At 70.3% G+C, this 23,268-nt stretch carries 15 protein-coding genes; 2 read left to right on the forward strand and 13 right to left on the reverse strand.

Translation table 11 applies throughout. From position 1 onward, the window contains the following. Positions 1-3 precede the first annotated feature (3 nt). Positions 4-1,044, forward strand: a complete 1,041-nt coding sequence (locus tag ABGB11_RS17240) for a GNAT family N-acetyltransferase (RefSeq protein WP_347633833.1) — start codon at positions 4-6, stop codon at positions 1,042-1,044. Position 1,045: 1 nt separating this feature from the next. Here the strand turns inward: ABGB11_RS17240 and ABGB11_RS17245 are convergent, their stop codons facing one another. From ABGB11_RS17245 to ABGB11_RS17255, 3 genes are read right to left on the reverse strand one after another with little or no spacing between them, the layout of a single operon-like run. Next, positions 1,046-1,831 (reverse strand): ABC-2 family transporter protein, encoded by a 786-nt coding sequence (locus tag ABGB11_RS17245; RefSeq protein ID WP_347633835.1) that lies wholly within the window; start codon positions 1,829-1,831, stop codon positions 1,046-1,048. Further along, positions 1,828-2,652: an ABC-2 family transporter protein gene (locus ABGB11_RS17250; protein WP_347633837.1), complete on the reverse strand. Its 825-nt coding sequence runs from the start codon at positions 2,650-2,652 to the stop codon at positions 1,828-1,830. Before ABGB11_RS17250 ends, ABGB11_RS17245 begins: the two co-directional genes overlap by 4 nt. After that, positions 2,649-3,683, reverse strand: a complete 1,035-nt coding sequence (locus ABGB11_RS17255) for an ATP-binding cassette domain-containing protein (RefSeq protein WP_347633839.1) — start codon at positions 3,681-3,683, stop codon at positions 2,649-2,651. Before ABGB11_RS17255 ends, ABGB11_RS17250 begins: the two co-directional genes overlap by 4 nt. Positions 3,684-3,836: 153 nt before the next feature. On the opposite strand from ABGB11_RS17255, the gene ABGB11_RS17260 reads away from it, so the two are divergent. Continuing rightward, positions 3,837-6,104 (forward strand): lantibiotic dehydratase, encoded by a 2,268-nt coding sequence (locus ABGB11_RS17260; RefSeq protein WP_347633842.1) that lies wholly within the window; start codon positions 3,837-3,839, stop codon positions 6,102-6,104. Here the strand turns inward: ABGB11_RS17260 and ABGB11_RS17265 are convergent. The 10 genes from ABGB11_RS17265 to ABGB11_RS17310 form a co-directional block, all read right to left on the reverse strand. Then, the gene (locus tag ABGB11_RS17265) at positions 6,050-7,042 is read right to left on the reverse strand and encodes a peptidogalycan biosysnthesis protein (RefSeq protein WP_347633844.1); all 993 of its coding nucleotides are present in this window, start codon (positions 7,040-7,042) and stop codon (positions 6,050-6,052) included. The genes ABGB11_RS17260 and ABGB11_RS17265 overlap by 55 nt on opposite strands. Before the next feature lie 72 nt (positions 7,043-7,114). Beyond that, positions 7,115-7,621, reverse strand: a complete 507-nt coding sequence (locus ABGB11_RS17270; RefSeq protein WP_347633846.1) for a 2OG-Fe(II) oxygenase — start codon at positions 7,619-7,621, stop codon at positions 7,115-7,117. 122 nt (positions 7,622-7,743) lie between these two features. Next, positions 7,744-9,195, reverse strand: a complete 1,452-nt coding sequence (locus ABGB11_RS17275) for a class I SAM-dependent methyltransferase (RefSeq protein ID WP_347633848.1) — start codon at positions 9,193-9,195, stop codon at positions 7,744-7,746. Then, entirely contained in the window at positions 9,192-10,187 is a 996-nt protein-coding gene (locus tag ABGB11_RS17280; protein ID WP_347633850.1) for an LLM class flavin-dependent oxidoreductase, read from the reverse strand. Before ABGB11_RS17280 ends, ABGB11_RS17275 begins: the two co-directional genes overlap by 4 nt. Before the next feature lie 35 nt (positions 10,188-10,222). Next, positions 10,223-11,134, reverse strand: a complete 912-nt coding sequence (locus tag ABGB11_RS17285) for an LLM class flavin-dependent oxidoreductase (protein ID WP_347633852.1) — start codon at positions 11,132-11,134, stop codon at positions 10,223-10,225. Further along, complete coding sequence (locus ABGB11_RS17290; protein ID WP_347633854.1) at positions 11,131-15,441, reverse strand: beta-ketoacyl synthase N-terminal-like domain-containing protein; 4,311 nt, start codon at positions 15,439-15,441, stop codon at positions 11,131-11,133. Before ABGB11_RS17290 ends, ABGB11_RS17285 begins: the two co-directional genes overlap by 4 nt. Before the next feature lie 168 nt (positions 15,442-15,609). Continuing rightward, positions 15,610-15,744 (reverse strand): hypothetical protein, encoded by a 135-nt coding sequence (locus ABGB11_RS17295; RefSeq protein ID WP_347633856.1) that lies wholly within the window; start codon positions 15,742-15,744, stop codon positions 15,610-15,612. Between the two features lie 52 nt (positions 15,745-15,796). Next, positions 15,797-16,843 (reverse strand): hypothetical protein, encoded by a 1,047-nt coding sequence (locus ABGB11_RS17300; RefSeq protein ID WP_347633858.1) that lies wholly within the window; start codon positions 16,841-16,843, stop codon positions 15,797-15,799. A gap of 1 nt (position 16,844) precedes the next feature. Then, complete coding sequence (locus ABGB11_RS17305; protein ID WP_347633860.1) at positions 16,845-17,459, reverse strand: GNAT family protein; 615 nt, start codon at positions 17,457-17,459, stop codon at positions 16,845-16,847. Between the two features lie 234 nt (positions 17,460-17,693). Further along, on the reverse strand, positions 17,694-23,186 hold the full coding sequence (locus ABGB11_RS17310; protein WP_347633862.1) for a type I polyketide synthase: 5,493 nt from the start codon (positions 23,184-23,186) through the stop codon (positions 17,694-17,696). Between the last annotated feature and the right edge of the window lie 82 nt (positions 23,187-23,268).

A 23,268-nucleotide genomic window follows, 5' to 3' on the forward strand; every position in this document is an offset into this window, starting at 1 on the left:
TCGGTGACCGTTGTCGACCGGTCAGAGCCGATCACGGCCGGGTTCACCGAAGGACCGGCCTCGCACCCGCACGTGGCCGGCGAGCTGGTTCGGGTCGAGCGGCTGTACGCGGCGCAGGGCGGCGAGGTGCGGTACGTGGTCGCGACGGATCGGGGCGGCCGGCTCCGCGGGCTGCTTCCCGTGTACCCGGTGTCGCGGCGGAGCGGCTCGGCGGTCGACCCGGCGGAGCTGTTCGGGCCCGTCGGCGTGCGGTGGGAGCGGGCCGTGTGCCTCGGCTCGCTCGGTACGTTGCCGAATGTGGTGACCGCGTGCGGCCCCGACCGGGCCGAGGTGCTGCGCGCCCTGTTCGGGCGCGGTGTCGAGCTCGCGGCCGCCGCGGGGGCGGACTTCGTGTGCGTCCCGCAGCTTGAGGACGAGATCGCTCCGGCGGTCGCGGCGGCGCTGCCCGCGCGGTCCATCGCGCGGAGCACGTCCTGCGATGCCGTCGTCGACGTCACGTTCACCTCGTTCGACGGGTACCTCGCGTCGCTCCCCGCCAGGCGGCGGCAGTTCCGGCGGGAGCGGCGCCGGTTCGCGGCGTCGCCGCTGCGGTTGTTCGAGGTGTCCCTCGTCGACGCCGTCCGCGAGCTGGCACCGCTGCTGCACAACGTGGAGCGCAAGTACGGCAGCCGGGATGCGCTGGAGGTCCACGAGATCTACCTGCTGACCACGGGGCTGGCGATGCGGGATTCGAGCACGACACTGGTCGCCTGCCGCGGGCGGACTCCGGTGGCCTTCTCGGTGATCTGGGAACAGGGGCCGGACTGGTCGGTGCGCTGCTGGGGCTGCGACTACGAGCTGACCGGCGGGACGTGCGCGTACTTCAACCTGGTGTTCTACGAACCGCTCGTGCGGGCGGCCGAGCGCGGCGTGCGCTCGGTGAACTTCGGCACCGAGGCGCTGGAGCCCAAGCGGCAGCGGGGTGCCCGGCTGCGCCGGTTGACCACGCTCGGTGCGGCGGCGGACTCCTGGACCGTCCGGAGGGGAGTCGCGCTGGAGCGTTGACTCATGCGGATGCTCCGGTGTAGTTCCGGATTCCCAACCTGAAGATCCACCGGGTGAACGCGACGAAGACGACCGCGACGGCGAGCTCGCCGAGCAGCGCGTACCCCGACAGCCTCGACAGGAGGGCGTCGGCGGGCAGGGAGACGGACAGCCCGATCGGTACGACGAAGGTCAGGGCCACCCGGAGCCAGCCGGGGTAGATGGTCATCGGCCAGCGGCCGGCCTGGTACACGTACTGGAACAGCTCGGCGATCTCCTCTGTGCGCACGAACCAGAACGATGTCGTGACCAGGGAGAACAGGAAGCAGTAGAGGATGACGGTGCCGAGGAGGAGCGCGACGCAGAACATCACGACGTCGGTGACCCGGATCTGCGCCGGCAGGAGCGTCGTCGCCCAGACGATGACACCGAGACCGAAGAGGACGTCGATGCCCTGCCAGAGGTCGACCGCGCGGCTGCTGACCCACAGCTGGGTGTCCACGGGCTTGGCCAGGACGAAGTCGAAGCCGCCTTCGCGCACGTCCTCGACCAGCTTGGCGAACACCGGCCGGACGATCATCCGAAGCAGCCCGCCGACGAGCGTGAAGACGCCGAAGAGGACCAGCAGCTGGGGTCTGCTCCATCCGTCGAGGTCGTCGACATGGTCGAACACGAGGTCGATCGTGATGACGCCGATGACCAGCGCGATCACGTTCTGCAGCAGCTGCACGGCGAGGTTGGCGCGGTACTGCAGCTCGTTGAGCAGCTGCACGCGGAGCATCAGCAGCGCCAACCTCGGGGCCCTCATGTCCCCACCGCCGTGTGCCGGCGCACCGCGGAGCGCCACATGAGCGCGACCGCGCCGGTACCCGCGGCCACCCACAGCGCCTGCATGCCGAGCCCGGCGAGCAGCTCCCGCGCCGGCGGATCGGCGACGAGCGACTCGACGGGAAATCCGAACACCCAACGGAACGGGAGGAGATCCGCGATGTCCGCGAGCCACGGGGGCAGTAGCGAGACGGGCACGAGTCGGCCGGACAGGAGCAGCTCAAGGACGAGGAACAGGTCGAATGCCGCGCTCGCCCGGGTGGTCCAGAAGGTGGTCATGCCGAGCAGCCACAGGTACAGCGTGCGCAGCACGAACGCGCCCCAGATGGCGAGGACGAAGACCGCGAGCTTGACCGCGGTCACCGTCAGCTCCGGTCGGAACACCAGCGCCAGCGCGGCGGTGACGGGGAGCCACAGGACGATGGTGACGAGCTTCTCGCCCCCTTTCTCGGCGATGTCGGCATGGATCGGATGCATCGGACGCAGGAGCGCGGCGGCGAAGGTCCCACTGCGGATCCGGCCCTCGAACTCGTACGGGCTGAACGTCAGGGTCATGCTGCGCACGAGCGCCAGCACGACGAAGTAGGCGGCGATCTCGCGGTGGGTCCACGCTCCGACGGAGCCACCGCCGGCCGCGGCGACCGCCTGCCAGAGCATGAGGTAGATGACGCTCTCCGTGGCGATGATGGCCATCAGCAGGTAGTTGGTGACTCGGTACTGCAGGACCTTGCTCGCCGACACGGCGACGGCCTTGCGGTAGAAGCCGGCCAGCGCGCGCACGCGCGCCGCGACCGGGGTCATCGCCGTCCCCGGCCGGCGAAAATCGTCGCGATCAGATCCTCGATCGGCGGGTCCGATATGGACAGGTCGACGACCGGGTGGTTGGCGAGCAGGTGCCAGGTCGCCGGCGCGATGTCCTGTTTCGGTATCCGGAGCCGGACCCGGCCCGGCTCGACCCGGGTGACCAGGCCGTACCTCGACAGGTCCGCGGGCCCGTCCAGGATGACGTCGACCTCCTTCATCGACCCGAACCGGGCACCGACGTCGGCCAGCCGGTCGTCCAGCAGGATGCGCCCGCCATCGATGATGATCACGCGGCGGCACAGCGCCTCGATGTCGGCCATGTAATGACTGGTCATGAGCACGGTCGCGCCATGCCGTGCGGCGTAGCCGCCGACGAAGGCCCGGATCCGCCGCTGCATGACGATGTCGAGACCGAGCGTCGGCTCGTCCAGGAACAGCACCGCCGGCCGGTGCAGCAACGAGCCGGTGAACTCGACCTTCATCCGCTCGCCAAGCGACAGGTTGCGCACCGGTTTGCGCAGCAGGGGGCCGATCTCCAGAGCCTCGACCAGCTCATCGCGCATGCGCCGGTAGTCCCGGTGCGGGACCCGGTAGACGGCACGGTTGAGCTCGAACGAGTCGTCGACCGGCAGGTCCCATTGCAGCTGGTTGCGGTTTCCTGTGACCAGAGTGATCTTCGTCAGGTAGTCGGGGCGCCGCCGGGCCGGTACGTGACCGAGGACCCCCACCCGGCCGCCGGTGGGGTGCAGCAGGCCGGTGAGGAGCTTCAGCGTTGTGGTCTTGCCCGCACCGTTCGGGCCGAGGAACCCGACGATCTCGCCGGCCTGGATGTCGAAGGAGACCCCGTCCACCGCGAGTACCCGGCGGGTGCGGCGGCGTACCACGCCGGCGATGGCCGCGCCGAGGCCGGTGTCGCGGACCGGGACGGTGAACGACTTGCGAAGATCTCGCACGGTGATCGCCGGACCGCCGCCGGACGCCGTGCCGCGCGGCAGCGGTGTCCATCGGCCTTCCTGGGTCTCGTTCACAGGCTGTACCGCTCGCAACGTCGATGGTTTGCCGAACGTGCCCATTTTCCGGGCCGCGCCCGCCGGTCACCTGTCACCTGTTCACGGGGCAGCGACCCGCCAGGTCCCGGATAACGGTGACTTGTCGCGGTTCCGTGCTCCGACCATGATCTGGTGATCGTGGCTATGGACACCGTGACCTCGGCACCGTCGGCCGCGCCGGGCGCCGGGCTGGTCGACCTCGACCGCGGGTGGTCGATGTGGCCGCTGGCCGCGCTGCGTTCGGCGGGCCTGCCCTACGACCGGCTCGCCCCGCTGGCGGCCGCCGCCGAACTGGCGATGCCTCCGGGAGCCGAGCGCGACGCGGCACTGCGTGCCCGATCGCGGGCGGCGGTCGACCGCCTGCTCCTGGACGACGTCCTGCTGAGAGCCCTGGCGTGGCAGAACCCGCCCGCGATCGACAACTGGGTCGGCGACTACGTCCGCGCGCTGGCGCACGGCGAAAGCCCCCGCCTGTCCAGAATGGATCGACGGGATACGCTGATCGCCCGCTATGCGCAGCGCTACTGCGCCAAGAACGACACCATCGGGTTCTTCGGCCCGGTGTCCTGGGCGCGGTGGTCGCCCGGCACGACCTCGGTGTCCGGCGGCTTCGGTGTCCGGCGGTCCGAGGTCTTCTTCGAGGTGTGGGCGATCGAGGCGATCGCCGCGGCCTGGGCCGCCGACCCCGTACTGCGCCGCCATCTGCCGGTTCGGCCGAACCCGTCCTGCTCTGTGGTGGACGGGTCGATTCTCCGGCCGCACCGGCCCCCGGTGGCGCTGGACGCGGCGGCGGCCGAGATCGCGGGGGTGCTGGGAGAGGTTCGATCCGTCGGTGAGGTGGAGTCGCGCTTCGGACCCGCCGCGGTCGCGGCGCTGGACCGGCTGGCCGACGAGGGAATGGTGCGGATCGGGTTCCGTGTTCCGCTCGACGCCCGCCCCGAGCGGCATCTCCGCGACCAGGTGCGTGCGTTGCCCGACTGCGCCGAGCGCGACGTGTTGCTCTCCACCCTGGACTCCCTGGACGTGGCCCGCCGCGCAGTGGCCTCGGCGAGCGGCGCCATGGCGGTGCACGAGCAGCTCGCCCGGCTCCGCGCGCGGGTGGCGGCAGGCGGCGGTCACCGTGCCGTCACCGCGCCGCGGCGGACGTCGGGGGGCCGGACCCCGGTCTACCTCGACTGCCGCCGCGATCTCGACGTCGAGCTGGGCGCGGAGCTGCTGGACGGTCTGGCGGCCCCGCTCGGCATCCTGCTCGACAGCGCGAGGTGGCTGGCCGGCCAGGTGGGAGAGACCGTCGAGGAGGAGCTGGGCCGGCGGTACCGCAGGCTGCGTTCCGGCTCGGCCCGCGTTTCGCTCGCCGACCTCCAGTTCGCCTCCGCCGACGTGCTGGCGCAGGGGAACGACCTGCTGGACCCGGTCGTGGCCGACTTCCAACTGCGCTGGGCACAGATCCTGTCCGATGGTGCGGCCGACGGTGCGGCCGGTGTCGAACTCGACGTGGGGGAGGCCAGGCGCCGCGCCGACACGCTGTTCCCCGCGAGCGGGCGGCTGTGGGCCGCCGCGCTGACCCACAGTCCCGACCTGATGCTGCGCCGCGCCGGCGGTGGCGCGCGGTGGGTCCTCGGCGAACTGCACGTCGCCCTCAACACCCTGGAGAGCCGGGTCTTCCGCACACAGGCCGACGACGAGTCGGAGCTGGTGGCGCTCGTCGCGAACACGCCTCCGGGACGGGTCATGCCCGTCTACCCCAATTCGTCCCCGGAGGTCGGGCCGCGCACCTACCCGCCGCCCGCACTGGACCCGCCCGGCCGGTACCGCTACTGGTCCTACGGTGCCGACGACGGCCACCCGTCCGGTGCGGGCAGCACGCCGGCGACCGCGCTGTCGGTGACCGAGGCCGGCGGGCGGCTGATGGCCACGGCGGAGCGGGACGGCTGGGCCGCGCCGGTGCTCGAATGCTACGGCGAGTTCGTCACCGCGCTCGCGGTCAACCTGTTCCGGCTGCGGCCGCCGAGCCGGTTCGCGCCCAGGGTGGCCCTGGGGGACCTGGTCGTGTGCCGGAGGAGCTGGCGCTTCCGGGCCGGCGAGTTCGGGACTCCGGCGCGGCGGCGCGAGGATCCGGGGCACGACCGGATGCGCGCCTTCGCCGAACGGGCGCGAATGCCGCGGTACGTCTTCGTGCGGACCCCGGCGGCGGCCAAACCGTTCCACGTGGACTTCGCTGCCCCGCTGCTCGTGGACAACCTGGCCAGGGCGATCCGGGGCGCGGCCCCGGACGCGCCGATCGACCTGGTGGAGATGCTGCCCGCACCGGACGAGCTGTGGTTGCGCGACGGCGGCGGTGCGCGCTACACCTCCGAGTTCAGGCTCGTCGCGGTCGATCGGCCCCGGGACCGGGAGTGATCGGGTGTCCAGCCGATGCTGCGCAGCCGGCGCACCCCGGCCCCGCGGCGGGTCTTGGCCTCGATCGTTCCGGTCCCGACGTACAACCGCCGCGCGTCGGCCGCGGCGGCCCGGACGATCGGCTCGTAGTACATGAGGTTGAAGTAGGCCGCGGCCTCACGGACCAGCGGATGCGTGTCGTCACATCCCCAGACCCGCGTACGCCACACGGAGCCGAGATCCCACAGGGTGGTGAACGCGATGGGCCGGTCGTCGGCGAACGCCACCAGCGCGGTGCCGCGGTCGCCCATGGCTTGTGCCGTGGTGCGCAGGTACAGCCGTTGCAGCTCCGGCCGAGGCGGCACCCCGTACCGGCTTTCCACTCCGGTCAGGTAGGGCTCCAGGTGGACGACCTCCGCCGGCGGCAGCTCGCGCAGGGTGATGCGGGACTCTTGGAACAGCCGGCGTTCCCGGCGGATGTGGGATCGGCGCCGCCGGGGCAGCGACATGACGTACTCGTCGAACGAGTCGTACCGCAGGTCGAAGTAGGCCTCCTCACGCTCCCCGCTGAACTCGGGATCCGTTGCCAGGCATGGTCGGATCGCGGCGTGCTGCGCCTCGCTCAGGTGCGGGAAGCAGACCAGGTCGGGTGAGTGGCGGACACTGATCGCCACCGCCTCCTCGACCAGCGCGGCCGCCGTGCCCGGCGTGCAGACCAGGCTGTTCGGCGCGGTGGCGTCCGACCCGATCAACATCATCGACCGCCACGCGGGGTCGGTCGCCTCCTGGAACAGTCGCGCGACGGTCTCTTCCGGCAGCGCGGACCGTGGTGTCGGGTACAGCGGCAGCAGACCGTGGACGCCCGAGCCGGTGCGCGCGGTCAGGTACATGGTGGTCATGGAGCTGAACCGCCGCAGGCGCTCGACCCGTTCCAGCTCGCGCAGGTTCTGGTCGGCCATGGGCAGCTCGGAATGGCAGGCGCGCAGTCGTGCGATGGATGTGAACAGTTCGACGGCCGGCGGCATCCGGATTCACACGAACCGGGGACCGGTCAGCCAGCCCAGCAACGTGTAGCGGGAGCCGGCGGTCACCTGGGTGACCCGGTGGCCCTGGAACGCGGGGAAGACGACCGCTCGGCCGATCTTCTGGTCGATCGGCTCCGCCTCCAGGATCTGGAGGTCGCCGCCCTGGTAGTCGTCGTTGAGCGGCATCGAGAAGGCCAGCTTGCTCGCGTCGGCGTCCGTGTAGTCGGTGTGCCAGTCGTGGCGGTAGCCGGGCAGATACCGCGCGACACGCAACGGCTGGTGCCAGCCGTCGAGGCCGAATCCCCAGCACTCGTCGTTCAGCTCCGCGAGGAAGCGCAGCGTCCGCTCGTGGAGGTCGTCGAAGTGCGTCCGGAGATCGAAGATGCTCTGCCGCACCACATGCCCGACCGCGTCCGCCGGAACCTCGTAGTCGACCCACAGATCGAACGCGTCCGCCGTGTACAGGAGCTCGCGGCACTCCTCGCGCGTCATCAGCTCGCGTTGCACGTACATCGGGAACGAACGTGCCGATTGCGACACATCCTGCATTTTGCCTCGTTTCCTCGCTTCTTCGCATCGTGTCGGAGCCGGCCCGCTGCGGCACGTCGCCGAATTCGGGGACACTTCGCCGGAGCTCATCGCAGGGTCGCGGCCGCCCACTCGCCGCGGCCGAGCGCGAACGCCATGTCGACGTGACCGATCGACGCGCTCGGGGAGACCGCGACCCCGTACCCGCGCGCCTCGCCCAGGGCCCATGCGTCCTCCGGGTGCATGGACTCGGTCCACACGACCCGCCGCCGGATCCGGCCGAGCGTCTCGCGTTCGGCGGCGGCGTCGATCTCCTCGGCGAGCCGCACGGCGTGGCGGGTGCGCGCGTCCGGAACCGATCGCAAGATCAGGCTCTCCACCCGATCGTCGAGGCAGGCCGTCAGCGTTTCGAGCGGCGAGGGCCCGCCCGGTCGCCATTCCAGCCGCCGTTCCGCCGCCCGGGCGTCCCGCCCGGTGGCGGACAGCAGAGCGTCGAACCTGAACCTGTTCATCACGGTCGGTGCCCGTCCCCGCCGGACCAGCGTGCGCACGGAGAACCCGGACCCCAGGCCGCTCGCGATCCGGTCCAGGTCGGCATGGGCGAGATGCAGCTCGGTGGTCCGTGCCATGGCCGCCCGCACCGATCGCCGGAACTCCCCCGCGGTGATTTCGGCCGGGCCGCCGGTCGCCAGCTTCATCACCTGGCACGCTTGGGACAGGTCGCGGTTGACGATGTCACCGAGGAAGAACGCCCCGCCCGGGGCCAGCGCGCGGGTCGCACTGTCGATGACCTCGTGGAGATGCTCGACACTCGGCAGGTACTGGATCACGGAGTTGAGCAGGACCAGATCGAAGGGACCGGTGATCCGGCCGGCCGAGCGCGCGTCGGCGTGCAGCAGCTCGACGGCGGCCAACGCGGGGTCGGCGCTGGTCAGCCTCCGCGCGCGCTCGATCGCCTCAAGCGAGAAGTCAAGGCCCAGATAGCGGTCGCAGCGAGCGGCCAGCCGGCTCATGATCAGGCCGGCGCCGCACCCGATGTCGAGCACGCGCCGCGGCGACAGCGCGCCGAGACGCCGGACCGTGGTGTCCACCCACTCCCGCATGTGCTGCGGAGGTATCGACGTCGGCGTGTCGTGGTTGAACCAGCCGGCCGTGTTGAACCCGTCCTCGGCGCTCGCGCCCGAGAACCGGTAGGTGGTCTCCCAGTAGCCCTGCCAGCCCTGCACGGACTCTGTCCTGGTTCCACGCGGCGCCGCCGTGGTGGGCGCCGGGCGGCCGCCGGGCGGCGGCACGACTCCTCGTGACCGGAGCACCTCCGCGACCCGGCGCGGAGTGCGCAACACGAACAGCAGCTCGACGGTGAGGTTCGATCCGAGCCACTGGTTCAGCAGCGACACGATCTCGACCGCGTCGTCCACTGTCAGGCCGCCCTGGACCATGCTGAGGTCGGCGTGGACCTCGCCGGGGTCCACTACCGCGGACCACACGTCGAGCACCGCACGGACAAGGTCGTCCTCTTCCTGCGGTACCGTCCGGCCGAGGCTCGCGGGGCCGCTCATGAGGGAACGAGGTCTTCCGCTCGCCGTACCGCCGCCATGGCGTGGAACACGTCCTCCTCGACCTCCGGACAGTGCAGGATCACCGTCGTGACGCCCAGCCGCAAGTACTGCAGGAGGATTTCTGCGACCTCTTCGTAGTTGCCGACCAGGTACGGACAGAACTCGTGCACCAGGCGGAACGGACGCAGCCAGTACGCCCCGGTGGCGTCCGTCGGGCGGCCGGATGCCTTCCACAGGCCGCTGTGCCAGTCGGCGTCGAAGTTGCCCGCCGTGAACTCGCGCATCGTCCGCCCGGCCGGATTCTCGGGATAGCGCCGGAGGGCGATGCGCCAAGCCTCGGCGCTCGTCTCCCTCGCGATGATGCCGATACGGATTCCCGTGTTGCCGGACGGGACGGAGCCGCCGTCGTGTTCGGACGGCGGGTGCGGGTAGGTGAGCCTCGTGGCGTCGAGCGCGGCCGCCGTCCTCACGGCGGCCGGCGAGTTCCCCGCGACAAAGATCCGCGGCTCCAATCCCTCCGGCAGGGCGGGGTGCAGTGTCGCACCGATGAACTCGTAGTGCTTCCCGCGGTGCGTGTAAGACTGCTCGCCGCCGATGAGCCTGCCCATGATCGTGCCGTATTCGAGCAACCTCTCGTAGCGTTCGTCGTGCTTGAGGAAGCTGCCGTAGGCATACAGTTCCGGCAGGTAGCCTCCGGTGATCAGGTTCAGGTCGACCCCGCGCCCGTAAAGGGTGCCCATGGTCGTGACCATCCGGGCCGCGCTGTACGGGTGCAGGTAGGCGGGCTGCACCGCGACGAGCGGCACGAGTTCCTCGGTCCGTTCGAGGATGTACTGGGCCGCCGCCCACGGGTCGATCGACTCGCCGTCGGTGAACAGCAGCAGGCCGCGTACGCCGGCCCGCTCCGCCCACTTCGGCACCTCGTTGAGGTGGTCGAGGCCGGCCGGCGTTCGCTCTCGCACCCAGGGTGCGGTGCAGTACAGGGTGACCATCTGAGCTCCTGGAGGTCGGTGGGCCAGGGCGGGATTCAGTCCAGGAAGCAGTCCTCGACGGTCTGCGCGAACTCGTCGACGGACGCGCCGATCGGCTGCGGTACAGGCACGCATCCGCTCGTCCGGTACTCACAGAGCCGGTCCCGGATCTCTTCCCGGCTCCCGATCAATGACAAGACCTCTGGGTCGTGCCTGCCATTGATGTCCAGCACGTACCGGTAGTACGGCAGCATCCGGTAGGACGTCACGTACTTCGCCCACTGGGCCCGGTGGTCCGCCACCTCGCTTCCGCTGTAGGCCGGGAGATTGACCAGCACCCGGAACTCGTCCGCGCTCTTGCCGAACTCGGCGCACGCCTCATGCACGACGGGCATGACGTGCTCCCGGATGTAGCGGGGCGAGCACAGCAGAAGGAGGATCCCGTCGCAGAACTCGACGGCGAGCCGGATCATCTGCGGCCTGAGCGCGGCGAGGTAGAACGGCACCGGCAGGCGCGGACTGGTGTACTGCGCGTGGGCGGTGAAGACCTCGCCGTCCCAGTCGACCGAGCCGGTCGTGATCAGCTCCCGCACGATGGACAGGTACTCGCGCATCACCCGGATGGGCGGTCCCTGCTTGTGGCCGAGCACGAATTCGTTGATGAACTGGTGGCTGAAGCCGAGGCCGAGCATGTAACGGCCGCCGGACACCTCCGCCAGGCTGGCCGCCGACTGGGCCATCGACACCGGATGGCGGGCATACACCGGCAGCACGGCGGTGCCCACCCGGACGGTGGGGACGGCATTCAGGTAGGCGGCGGCGAAAACGGTCGCGTCCCGCTGGTCCGGCTGCTGCTCGAGCCAGATCTCGTCGACGCCCATATGGTCGGCGGTCCGCACCCGTTCGATCAGCTCGCCGGCGCTGAAGTATCGCGGCGAGACGATGAGCGGCCGTCGCGCGAACGTCATGTCCCATCACTGCCTTCCGGATCCGGAGCTCCGTCGAGCTCGGCGGCCAGCTGCCGGATGGTGGGGGCGGCGAACACGCGTCTCACCGACAGCGGCGTTTGGAAGTACTCCGACATGCGGTGCACCAGCCGGACCGCGATCACCGAGTTTCCACCGAGATCGAGAAAGTTGTCGTCCAGGCCCACCCTCGCCACCCCGAGCGCCTCCTGCCAGAGCCGGGCGAGAGCGCGCTCCGCCACCGATTCGGGCGCCCGGTGAGGCGTTGCGAGGTGCCGGCGGTCGACCGCGGTCGACTCCGGTCTCGGCTCACTCGCCGCCGCGGCCGGCGTTCGCCGGTGCGCGCTCCGCTCTCGCTCGGCCGGATTGCCCGGGGATACGACCACCTGCGGCCCCACGCCGCTGTCGAGGATGACCCGCAGCAACCCTTCGTCTCCCGGGACAGGTCCGCTCCCCGGGACCGATCCGGCCGCCGTCCGATCTGGCCAGTTGATGGAGACCACATGGCGGCCGGACGCCCACTGCGCCTGGGCGTATGCGTCCATTACCGAATTCGCTCCGGCATGAGCGGTCTGCACGTAGTCGTCGGCCATCTCCGCTCGTGACGAGTGGAGCACGAGAAGCTTCGGGTGGAACACCTCGTCGACCACGTACATGCCGGTCACCCTTGTGGTGAACCCCCTCTCGGCCGCCTCGCGGGTGCGGGCTTCCGGCAGGCCCCCGTGGACGATCCCGGCAAGGTGGAACACCCCGTCCACCGGGCCGTGCTCGCGCATTGCGGCCCCGCGCACCTCGCGCATGCGCGCCTCGTCGGTGACGTCTCCGGAACAGACGAGAACGGCGCCGCCCGCCTCTTCCACAGCCTGGACGCCGCGGATACGCCGCACGATCGACCCATCGTCGCCGCTCGCAAGGAGCCGCGGCCATTCCGAGCGATCCGGCAAGCCTGTGCGGTCGAGCAGTACCAGCCGCGCACGCACGGCGTGGGCGAGCTGCCGGGCAAGCTCCAGGCCGAGTTCCCCCAACCCTCCGGTGATGAGGTATACACCGCGCTCCCGCAGTACACCGTCCACGGTGCCGGTCGGGTTCAACCGGAGGGCGGAGTGGGCGGGGACCCATCTCTTCCGGCCGCGAAAGGCGACCTGCCGTTCGAACGTCGGTGCGGTGAGTTCCTCGAACAGCCGGGCAGCGAGGATCTCGGGGTGGCCGGACCCGACGTCCAGGCTTTGGCAGGCGACCGATGCGAGCTCCCGGGAGCCCGCATCGACCAGCCCCAGGACGCTCGACTTCGCGGGCTCCACGCGCCCGTCGCCGGCCACGTCCTGCACGGCGCTCGTGATCACCGAGAAGTGAGCCGTGAGCGTGGCGCTCGCCAGCGCCGCCTCCCGCATCACGTGCAGCACGCTGAACAGACCCTCGTTGAGCAGCCTGCGAGCATGGGCATGCTCGCTCACGTCCACCGACCGGTTCCCCAAACCCCAGGCATGGACGGCCCGTACGCGGGTGTATCCGGCGTCCACGAGGTCGGTGACTATCCGAGCGTGGTCGGCGCGTTGATCAACGCGAATCGTGTAGCGGCCACCCGTTTCCGCCGCGAACTCGGTCCCGGGTTCGACGACGATCACATTTTGTCCGGTATCGCGCAGTCGGCGGATCAGCTCACCGGCGACCGGCTCCGCGCGGAGCCGGAAGACGACCCATGCCCGGTGCGGGTCGGCGGCGGGAAGCGGCGCCGGTTCCGGTGGCGGCGTCTCCCGCCAGGTGGGGACGTAGATCGGCCCGCCGTCATCGGTCACCTGGGAGTCGTCTTCCTCCGCCTGGACCCAGAAGCGTCGCCGCTCGTACGGATAGGTGGGCAGCGGAACGCGTCCAGGGAGGTCGTCCGACCAGAACCGTTCCCAGTCGACCGATGCTCCGCCCTCCCATATCCGGCCGATCGCTTCCAAGAACACGGCGGAATCGTGGCGATCGTCCGATGCGCGACGCATGGCGGACACGACCATCGGCGCCGGTCCCGCCTCCGGGACGGCGTGTGCGCGGACGAGGTCGTCGAGCGCCCGCCCAGGTCCGACCTCGGTGAAGACGTATGTCCCCTTGTCCGCCAGCAGGCGAAGCATCTGCGTGAAGCGCACGCGGCCACGCAACTGCCGGACCCAGTACTCCGGGTCCGTGGCTTCCTCGGCGGTGATCCAGGTGCCGGTGACGTTGGACGGGAACGGCTTGTGCGGCGGCCCCAGACGTACGGCGCGGACGCGCTCGCGGAAGGCTTCGAGGATCGGATGCAGCGGCAGGAGCGCTTCTTCGCTCGCCTCTACCGCGAGCATGGAGTCGCCGGGCAGCGACTGGACGAGTGGTCCCTGATCTGCGACCAGCCGGATGGCGTCGTCGGCGTCCATCACTCCGGCGAGGCAGGCCGCCACGTATTCTCCGATGCCGTGCCCGGCCATCGTGGACGGTTCGATCCCGCGCCTTTCCAGCAGCCGGGCGAGCGCGTACTCCACTGCGAAGAGGGCCGGTTGAGCCGCCGAGGTCCTGGCGAGCCGAGCCGCCGCCTGGTCATCGGCCGCTTCGGGGAACAGCTGTCCGGTTAGGTCCAGGCCGTGCGATTCGGCGAGGAGGGCGGAGAACCGATCGATGTGAGCGGCGAAATCCGGGTCGTCCTCGTAGAGGCCCCGGGCCATCCCGGGGTACTGCGCCCCCTGCCCGGGGAAGAGAAACGCGACCTCGTGCTCGCCGGCTCGGGCAACCGTGGTCGCCGCGCGGCCCGGGCTCCTGTCGCGCAGGCGGGCGACGGCCTCCGCGTTGTCCCGTGCGACGAGTACCCGGCGCGCGGCGCGGTCCGCGCGCCCGACGTTCAGTGTGTAAGCGATGTCGGCGAGGTCGTCGGACGCACCGGCCAGGTGCCCGGCCAGCTCGCGCTCGGACGTGTCCAACGCCGAGGCGGTGTGGGCGGACAGCGTCAGCAGCCGGTACGGTCGCGGACGCCGTTCCCGGGGGCGGGCGTCCGGCGGCTCCTCGAGAATGACGTGTGCGTTCGTGCCACCGACACCGAAGGCGCTGACCCCCGCGCGTCGCCGGTCGCCGTTGCCGCGCCACTTGGTGAGCTCATCGACCACGTAGAAGGGGCTCGACTCGAAATCGATCCGGGGGTTCGGCTCGGTGAAGTTGAGGCTCGCGGGGAGCAGGCCTTCGCCGACGCACCTCACAGTCTTGATCAGGCCGCAGACCCCGGCCGCGGCTCCGAGGTGGCCGACATTGCCCTTCACCGAGGCCAGGGCGCAGGATGCGCCCTGCGCGCCGTCGCGCCGGTAGGCGCGGTCCAGGGCCGCCACCTCGATCGGGTCGCTCACCATCGAGCCGGTGCCGTGCGCCTCGACGAACCCGACGTCGGCCGGCTCGACTCCCGAGGCGGCGAGCGCGGCCTCGATGACGGCCGCCTGGCCGTCGACGGCGGGGGTCATCAACGCGGTCTTCCCCGAGCCGTCGTTGTTCACCGCCGAACCGGCGATGACCGCGTGGATCGTGTCGCGGTCGGCGAGGGCATCGCTCAGCCGGCGGATCGCCACGGCTCCGGCCCCGGAGCCGAACACCGTGCCGTTCGCGTTGGCGTCGAACGGGCGCACCGTCCCGTTCGGGGAGAAGAACCCGGCGCCCGCGGTGTAGAAGTAGCCGCCGACCGGGAGCCGGATCTCCACCCCGCCGGCCAGCGCGATCTCGCACTGCCCGCTGCGAAGCGCCTCACACGCCATGTGAACGGCCACCAGGGATGTCGAGCAGGCGGTGACCACGTTGAGCGCCGGCCCCCGCAGGTCAAGCCGGTACGCCACGCCCGTCGCGAGGTAGTCGAGGTGGTTCGCGAAGAGTACGCGCGCTTCTCCCACCGCCTCCATGAAGGCCCGGTTAGCGAGCACGTTCTGCGTCAGGTACTCGTTGTGGCGGGCTCCTGCATAGAGGCCGACCCGGCCGCCGAAGACCCCCGAGTCGTAGCCCGCGTGCTGCAACGCGGTGTGGCAGATCTCCAGGAACACTCGATGTTGCGGATCGAGCATCTCGGCGTCTCGCGGGCCCACCCCGAAGAGGTCCGCGTCGAACAGTTCCATGTCATCAAGGACCGAGGCGGCCCGCACATAGTCTGGATCCTGGACATATTCGTCCGGAACCCCGGCCGCACGCAGTTGGTCATCGGTCAGCGTGGAGATCGACGCGACGCCGTCGGTGAGATTCTTCCAGAATTCGTCCACATTGCGGGCGCCGGGAAAACGGCATGCCATGCCGATCACGGCGAACGCGTCCCCTGTGCGATCGACCACGTGCGCTCAACCTCCGGTAGTGAACGAAATGATCCGCCGCATGGAACGGCGACGCCGTGCATGCACCCATGCCGTGCCCCGCGATCGTCCCGCATGCGCGGGAGTCGGCGGTGCCGAGTCCGCGGGGGCGACGACGGAACCGCCGTCGCCACCCCCGCGGCGCAGCGGCTAGGGCCGTGCGTAGAGGTGGGAGAACTCCGCGTCTTCAGCATTCTCCGCGGCGTCGTACTCTGCATTCTCCGCTTCGTCACTGATGTTCCAGGACTGCGAATTCAGTTCGACGCTCCGCTTGCTGTCGCCCATAATGTCACCTCCTTCCCAGGGTTTGTCCGACCCGCGAGGGGCTGGATCGGATTCAGCCCGCAGGCTGAAAACTGTGCGTACTCTGTGCGACGACGAAGTCCATGTGGGCGCCGGTTATGCCCTCGCCGAAGCCGATGTGCAGGGGACCGGCCCCCTCGTTGAGCTGCGAGTTCACTGTCCAGTCCACCTGGGGCAGCACGGCCTGATTGGTGCCGATCCCCAGTTCCATGGCCTGCAGCCCGAGCTCCGGGTTCGTCACCTCGCGGAGCGCCTCGGTGAAGTCCTTTCCACCGGCCTGGAGGCTGGTCAGCACGTTCGCCTCCATCCGCAGAACCAGCGGGGCGCGTTCGACCAGCTCGGCACGGAGCCGTTCCGCGGCCCGGATCCTCGCGTCGCCTTGCCGCGTGAAACGCGGATGGCGTGCCACGAGCGCACCGGCGGCGACGACCGTGCCCTCGATCGTGAACGGACTCGGCCGGCCGGACAGAGGTCTGTTGTTCAGCGCGAGCTCGCAGTAACTCCCCACCCCGACCCACTGGCCGACGTCGATCGTCGGTTCGGGCAGGGCGTCGATGCTCATGCTGTCGGCCAAGGAACAGACGATGTGCGTCCGCTGCCGCCCCGGTTCGAGGTTCGCCGTCCCCGTGCGTCCCGGCTCGTTTCCACCCTCGTCAAGGGCCCCGTCGTAGAACACGAGCCGACCGGTCTGCTCTTGCAAGTTCTCGATCCAATATCGAGAGTGCCGGCAGGCCGTGGCGTAATCGGTCGCCATGGTGAGCTTCTGGGTGTAGAGAGCCGCTTCGAGGGACGCATCGAAGCTGGCGATCGGGACGGTGAGGACCCGGAACTCGCGGAACATTCGCCGGAGCTCGACGCTCACGAGGCTGTGCCGCAGGAACAGGACCACATTCGCTCCCGGCGGAATCGTTTCCACCTCGGAGAGCGGCACGTGTTCCAGACCGTAGTGACCGGACGCGATCCCGACCCATTCGTCATCGGTCACCGCGTATATCCGACCCTCGCCGGGAAAGATCTGACGAAGATTGTCGTGGCCGCCGTTGGCGTGCCCGCCGGCCGATGCGGGATCCTGCTGTCGCATGCTACATCTGCTCCTGCCGCAACGCGATGGGATGGCTCTGGAGATATTCGTCGAGAAGTTTTCTCGCCTCGTCCTTTTCTTCGGTCGGCACGGTTTGCGAGGCGGGCATCATGGAGTAGTACTCATCGCGGAGGATCGAGCCGATGACGGCGTCGTAGTACGTCCCGTCGATGAAGTAGTAATCGCGGAGTATTCCTTCTATCTGCATGAACCCGGAACAGAAGTTATGGATGGCGCCCTTGTTGTACAGGCCGCACGTGAACTCCACCCGGTGTGCGTTCTTCGAATTGAAGAGTATGTCCACGAGAAGCATGACCGACTCCACGCCGAATCCCATGCCCCACATCTCGGCGTCGCCGATCATCGAGCCGACGACGAAGTTGCCCGGAGCTCCGATGTTCCGGTAGCTGACCGTGCCGATGGCTTGGCCCTCACGTGTCCGCACGATCAGGAACGTGTCCTTGACCTGCTTGGTGAACCTCTTGAATTCACCCGGGCTCATGAACTGCCTCGTCCCGGACGCATAGACCCAGCTCGGCGACGACGACCACATCGACAGCAGCTCGTAGTCGTCTTCGAAGATGGGCGTCAGCGCTACCGAGTAATTTGCCTTCATGACACTCCCAATTCCCTTGTCCAGTAGCCCCGCTCCGCGCGGTTCATACTCCGTCGTGAATCAGTGCGTCGGTTCCATGGCCGATGACCGTCGCCGCGGCCGTTGGCCGTTGCGCTCGTGTCGGCCGACCGGGCGCCTCGGGGGCCCTTGCCGCGCTCACCCGCACGCCTGCCTGGCCGCCGTCGGCGGGCGCGTTGGGGATCGTCGGGACTTCGAGTTCGTTCATGCCACCGCTCACCTGTTCAGGACGGCCTGCTGCTGCGCTGCGATGGACTGGTCGACGAACTGGGCCAGCGTGCGCACCGTCGGGTACTCCAGGACCACGGTCGCCGACACGGTGACATTGAGCATGTCCTTGATCCGGACCGCCAGCTGTACCGCCACGAGCGAGTTGCCGCCGATCTCGATGAAGTCCTCGTCCAGGCCGAGCTGGTCGATGCCGAACGCGTCCATCCAGAGCCGGCGCAGACCGCGCTCGGTCTCGGTGACGGCTTCGAGGTCGACCGCCGGAGCGTGCCGCCGTGTTCGGGCGGTCCCGGCGAGTTGCCCGCCTCCCGCCGTCGCGATGGTCGCCGCGAGTCCCGCGATGCGGTCCGCCCGCGCGGCCGGTGGCTCCGTGCTGATCACATATTGGGCTTCCCGGCCGCCGTTGAGGATCCGCCACGTCAGCTCGATGCCGTGGTCCGGAGCCAGCAGCAACTCCGCGGTGGCCGGGCGCGCGGTGGCCGGCAGGTCGATCACGGAACTCGTGGGACGGTCGCCGAGTGCGCCGTGGACGGCGGCGGTCTCGATGCCTCGAACCGAGTAGTTCTCGATGGCGACCAGCTCGCATCCGTCCTCGTCCATGATCGAGAAGTCGAAGCTCGCGATGTCCCGGCCCGCGACGGCGACCCCGCGCGGTACGCCGTGGCTGTACACCCTGGCCGGCAGCGGGGCGCGAACGAGCACCCGGCCGTACGCCAGCGGGAGGAAGCCTCGGCCGTCCCCGCTGAGATCCGGAAGGTCCAGACCGAGGCCGGTCGCGCCGTCGAGCAGCGCCGGGTGCAGCACGAACTCGTCGAGGTCGCCGTCGAGGCCGCCGGGGATCGCCAGCTCGACGAGGTGCTGGCCGCGGCCCGCGTGTACCCGGTCGATGACGTGCCAGTGCGGGCCGAACGTCACCGGGGACTCCGGGTCGTCCAGCGCCGGCCGGTAGCCGGCCACGTCGCACTGCGCGCGCAGCGCGGCCAGATCCCGCCGCGGCGGCGCCTGGGTGTCCGTCGCGGCGTCGGCGGTGCCCGAGGCATGCCGTTCCCACGGCGCGCCGAGGTCGTCGGCCGGCCGGCTGATCACGGTGAAGTCGATGGCGGTCGGCCCGCTCGGCCGCCCGACCACGCGCAGCTCACGTGGCCCGTCGACGGCGAGCGGCCGGGTGAAGATCAGGTCGCGGAGTTCGACGGGGCCCGGCCGCACGGCCGTGTTGTACGCGGCCCGGATCAACTCGACGTAAGCGACACCCGGGTAGACGGCGTGTCCGTTCATCCGGTGGTCGGACAGCACCCAGTGGCACTCCGGGTCTATCCGCGAGGAGAAGGCGATCTCGTCACCGGGCAGCCGATGACCGAGCAGGGGATGGGTGGGCCGGGGGTTCTCGCGCCCGGCCTCCAGCGCCCGGAAACCCTCGGGCGCGTCGGCCCGGGTGTCCACCGTCATGCCGACGTCGGCCCAGCCGCACCAGTTGACCGAGATCGTAGGGCAGTGCGCGGGCGGGCGTGCCTGGGCGTAGGCGTCGAGGAACGCGTTGGCCGCACAGTAGTCGACCATGCCGTAGTCACCGCTGACCGACACGATCGAGGAGTACAGCACGAGCACGTCGATCTCTTGCCCGAGCAGCCGGTCGAGCACCAGTGTGCCCTCGACCTTCGGTGCGAGCACCTGCTCCGCCTGCTCCCTCGTGCGAACCAGCGCCATGCCGCCGCCGGCCACGCCGGCCGCGTGGAACACGCCGTTGACGGGCCCGAACCGCTCCCGCGCGGCGTCGACGACCATCTGCATGGCGGCCTCGTCCGCGACGTCCGCGACGGAGGTCATCACCTCGCCGCCGAGCCTCTCCACCTCCTGGATGCCGCGGATCCGAGCGCCCGTGCGATCATCGCCGTTCTCGGCGAGGTAGGTGTCCCAGTCCTGGCGCGGCGGCAGCGGCGTGCGTCCGACCAGGATCAGCCGGGCCGCCACGCCGCGCGCGAGCGCCTTGGCGGTCTCCAGCCCGATCCCGCCCATACCTCCGGTGATCAGGTACACGCCCTGCCGCCGGAGCAGTCGAGGTACGTCCGTGTGGTCGGGGAGGTCGGCCTGCTCGTACTCCTCCACCCACCGGCGTCCTGATCGCAAGGCGACCGTCCTGTCGGTGACCGGCGTGTCGAGCTCGGTGAGCAGCGGTTCGATGTCGGCGAGATCCGCCGCGGATGTGTCGATGAGCTGGCAGGTGATCGTCGGCGACTCGTGCGGGACGACCCGACACGGGCCGCGCAGCAACGACTTGGCCGGGTCGATCTGCTCCGCACCCGACACGTTGCACGTACCGCTGGTGAGGACACGGATCTCGACGGGCCGGTCCGGCCAGCGCGCCAGCCAGACCTGCGACAGGAACAGGACGCTGTAGAAACCGGTGTCGCGGATCTCGTCGACGGCGGAGAAGTCGTCCTGACCTGCCCAGAGTGACCGGCCGGACGTCCAACCGTGCAGGACGGAGGTCGGCCTGCCGGGTCCGGCCTCCAGGGCCTTGAGCAGCTCGTCGTAGTCGGGACGGTGACCGGGAACGATCTCGAAGTGGTGGTCGTCGAGCTTCGCGAAGCGGGTGCCGGCGCTGACGCGGACCACCGTCGCGCCCCGCGCGGCGAGCGCGGCGGACACCGCCTCGACCGGTCCCTCCGCCGGTGTGAACACCAGCCAGGTGTCCGAGTCGGCGGCCGCCGGACGGGACGGCGGCCCGGACGCGGGCAGCGGCCGGCGCCGCCACACCGGCAGGTAGCCGGGGCCGCCGGCGGATTCCCGTGACCGCGAGTCGTCGTCACCGGTGCGGGGATCGGGCTCCACCCAGTAGCGCTCCCGCTCATACGGGTACACGGGCAGGGAGACGCGCTTGCGCCTGGCTCCGGCGCGCAGTGCCGCCCAGTCGATCGGGACGCCGAGCGACCAGAGCCGTCCGGTGGCCTCGGCCAGTGACCTGGCGTCGGAGCTCGTCGCGGTGGGCCGGCCGAACGAGGCCACGGCGTTCGCCGCCTTGGGCAGCGCCTGACGGGCGAGCGAGGTGAGGTTCTGACCGGGCCCGACCTCGAGCAACACAGCCCCGGTCGCCGCGAGTTCCCGGCAGGCCGCGTCGAAGCGGACGGTGCCGCGCAGGTGGTTCGCCCAGTAGCCGGGGTCGACCGCCTCGCCGTCGGTGATCTGCTTGCCGGTGAGGGTCGACACGAACGGGATCGAGGGGGGTTTGAGCGGGACCTTGGCGACCGCGTCGCGCAGCGGCTCCACGATGGGGTCGAGCATGGAGCTGTGGAAGGCGTGCGAGGTGTGGAGGGGCCGGCAGCGCACGCCCTGCGCGTCGAGCCACTCGGTCAGTTCCGTGACGGCGTCGGCCGGGCCGGCGACGACGCAGGCCCTGGGGCCGTTGACCGCCGCGAGGTCCAGCTCGTCCGGCAGCATCGGGAGAAGGCCGTCGGCGGCCATCGGCACGGCGACCATCGAGCCGGTCGGCATGGACTGGGTCAGCCTGCCTCGCGCCGCGACCAGCTCCAGCGCGTCCGGCAGCGTGAAGACCCCGGCCAGGCAGGCGGCGACGTACTCGCCGACGCTGTGGCCGGCCATCGTCGCCGGTTCGACGCCCCAGCTCATCCACAGCCGGGCCAGTGCGTATTCGATCGTGAACAGGGCCGGCTGGGCCAGCTCGGTTCGCCGCAGCCGGTCCGCCTTCGCGGTGTCGTCGACGTCCTGACCGCGCTCGCCGAACATCACGTCCCGTACGTCGCAGCCCAGATGCGGCGCCAGCAGCTCCGCGCACTCGTCGACCGTCTCGCGGAACACCGGCTCCGTCCGGTACGCCTCCTCGGCCATGCCCACGTGCTGCGCGCCCTGGCCAGGGAACAGGAACGCGACCGAGGCGGGACCTCGCGTGTCCGGCGGCACGGGCATGGCATCGTCGAGCTGGGTGACGGCGTCGTCGAGGTCCTGGCAGACCACCGCGTCGCGGCGCTCCAGCTGCGCCCGGCCGACCTGCAGGGTGTGCGCGACGTCGGCGAGTTCAAGCTCGGGGTGGGCGCGCAGATGCGCGGCGAGCTCGGTGCGCATGGTCGCGAGGGCCGACCCGGTCTTGGCCGACAGCGGCAGGATCTGCCAGGCGCGACCGGGGTCACTCGGCACCGCGGGCGGCGCCTCCTCAAGGATGACGTGCGCGTTGCCGCCGCCGATGCCGAACGAGCTCACCGCGGCCCGCTTGGGCGTGTCACCGGTTCGCCACGGCGCCAGCTCCGCGTTGACGTAGAACGGCGTCTCGGCGAAGTCGATCTCCGGATTGGGCGCCACGAAGTTGAGCGAGCCCGGGATCAACCCGTTTCGCATGGCCAGCACGGTCTTGATGAGCCCGGCGATACCGGCGACGGAGCCGAGATGGCCGATGTTCGTCTTGACCGACCCGATGGGGCAGGCGTGCTCGCCGACGGCGCCGGCCTGCCTGTACGCGGCCGAAAGCGCCGCGACCTCGATCGGATCCCCGACCCTCGTTCCCGTGCCGTGCGCCTCGACGTAGTCGATGGTGTCCGGTGCGACGCCGCTCGCGGTGAGCGCCCGCGAGATCACGGCCCGCTGGCCCCCCTCGCTGGGTGCGCTGAAGCCGGTCTTCGTGCTCCCGTCGTTGTTGACGGCGGAGGCGAGGAGGACGGCATGGATGTGATCGCCGTCGGCGAGCGCGTCCGCATAGCGCTTGAGCACCACCGCGCCGGCACCGGTGCCGAAGTTCGTGCCGCCGGCGTCCGCGTCGAAGGCGCGGATCCTGCCGTCGCGGGCGAACATGCTGTTCTCGGTCCACGTCCGTCCATGGTGGTAGGGCAGGACGACGTGGGACCCGCCGGCGATGGCCATGCCGCACTCGCGGTTCAGCAACGCCTGCGCGGCCAGGTGGGTGGCGACCAGCGAGCCCGCGCACGCGGTGGCGATCGAGAGCGCGGGACCGGTGAGACCGAGGGCGTAGGAGACGCGCAGTGCCAGGTAGTCCTGGTGGTTGCCGAGGTCGACGCCGAGGTCGCCGACGGCGTCGACGATCCGCTGGTTCCGGAACACGTTCTTCCAGTGGTACTCGGCCGGCCCACTGGCGCCGTAGACCCCGATGTCGCGCCCGCCGTCGCCGGTGGCGTAGCCGGCGTCCTGCAGAGCGGTGCTGCACACCTCTAGGAACAGCCGCTGCTGTGGATCGGTTATCTGGGCTTGTCTGGCGCTGTAACCGAAGTACTTCGCGTCGAAGTACTCCATCTCGTCCAGGAGGGGGCGGACCCGTATGTAGTCCGGGTCGGCGATGTCCTCCTCGGAGACGCCGGCGCTCCGCAACTGCTCGTCGGTGAGCCTGGTGAAGGACTGCACGCCCTGTTCGAGATTGCGCCAGAGCCGGGTCGTGTCGGCCGCTCCGGGGAACCGCACGCCCATGCCGATGATGGCCACCCTGTCGGCCACATGTTCCGGAAAGCCTGGCTCGTCACCCACCGCGCGTCCTCTCGTTGTGGCGTCACGCTGCCGAAAGGCGAGTCTTGTTCGCCGCACAGTAAGTGCGGATTCGCCTCGCCGG

It is taken from the genome of Actinomadura sp. B10D3 (genome assembly GCF_039871695.1).
In the GTDB taxonomy this organism is placed as follows: Bacteria; Actinomycetota; Actinomycetes; order Streptosporangiales; family Streptosporangiaceae; genus Spirillospora; species Spirillospora madurae.

What these genes read in the sequence shown, in the direction of transcription:
- ABGB11_RS17285 (WP_347633852.1), bottom strand. Translation starts at nt 11,134, where the DNA reads ATGACGTTCGCGCGACGGCCGCTCATCGTCTCGCCGCGATACTTCAGC.
- ABGB11_RS17305 (WP_347633860.1), bottom strand. Translation starts at nt 17,459, where the DNA reads ATGAAGGCAAATTACTCGGTAGCGCTGACGCCCATCTTCGAAGACGAC.
- ABGB11_RS17275 (WP_347633848.1), bottom strand. Translation starts at nt 9,195, where the DNA reads ATGAGCGGCCCCGCGAGCCTCGGCCGGACGGTACCGCAGGAAGAGGAC.
- ABGB11_RS17245 (WP_347633835.1), bottom strand. Translation starts at nt 1,831, where the DNA reads ATGAGGGCCCCGAGGTTGGCGCTGCTGATGCTCCGCGTGCAGCTGCTC.
- ABGB11_RS17250 (WP_347633837.1), bottom strand. Translation starts at nt 2,652, where the DNA reads ATGACCCCGGTCGCGGCGCGCGTGCGCGCGCTGGCCGGCTTCTACCGC.
- ABGB11_RS17270 (WP_347633846.1), bottom strand. Translation starts at nt 7,621, where the DNA reads ATGTACGTGCAACGCGAGCTGATGACGCGCGAGGAGTGCCGCGAGCTC.
- ABGB11_RS17295 (WP_347633856.1), bottom strand. Translation starts at nt 15,744, where the DNA reads ATGGGCGACAGCAAGCGGAGCGTCGAACTGAATTCGCAGTCCTGGAAC.
- ABGB11_RS17300 (WP_347633858.1), bottom strand. Translation starts at nt 16,843, where the DNA reads ATGCGACAGCAGGATCCCGCATCGGCCGGCGGGCACGCCAACGGCGGC.
- ABGB11_RS17265 (WP_347633844.1), bottom strand. Translation starts at nt 7,042, where the DNA reads ATGGCCGACCAGAACCTGCGCGAGCTGGAACGGGTCGAGCGCCTGCGG.
- ABGB11_RS17280 (WP_347633850.1), bottom strand. Translation starts at nt 10,187, where the DNA reads ATGGTCACCCTGTACTGCACCGCACCCTGGGTGCGAGAGCGAACGCCG.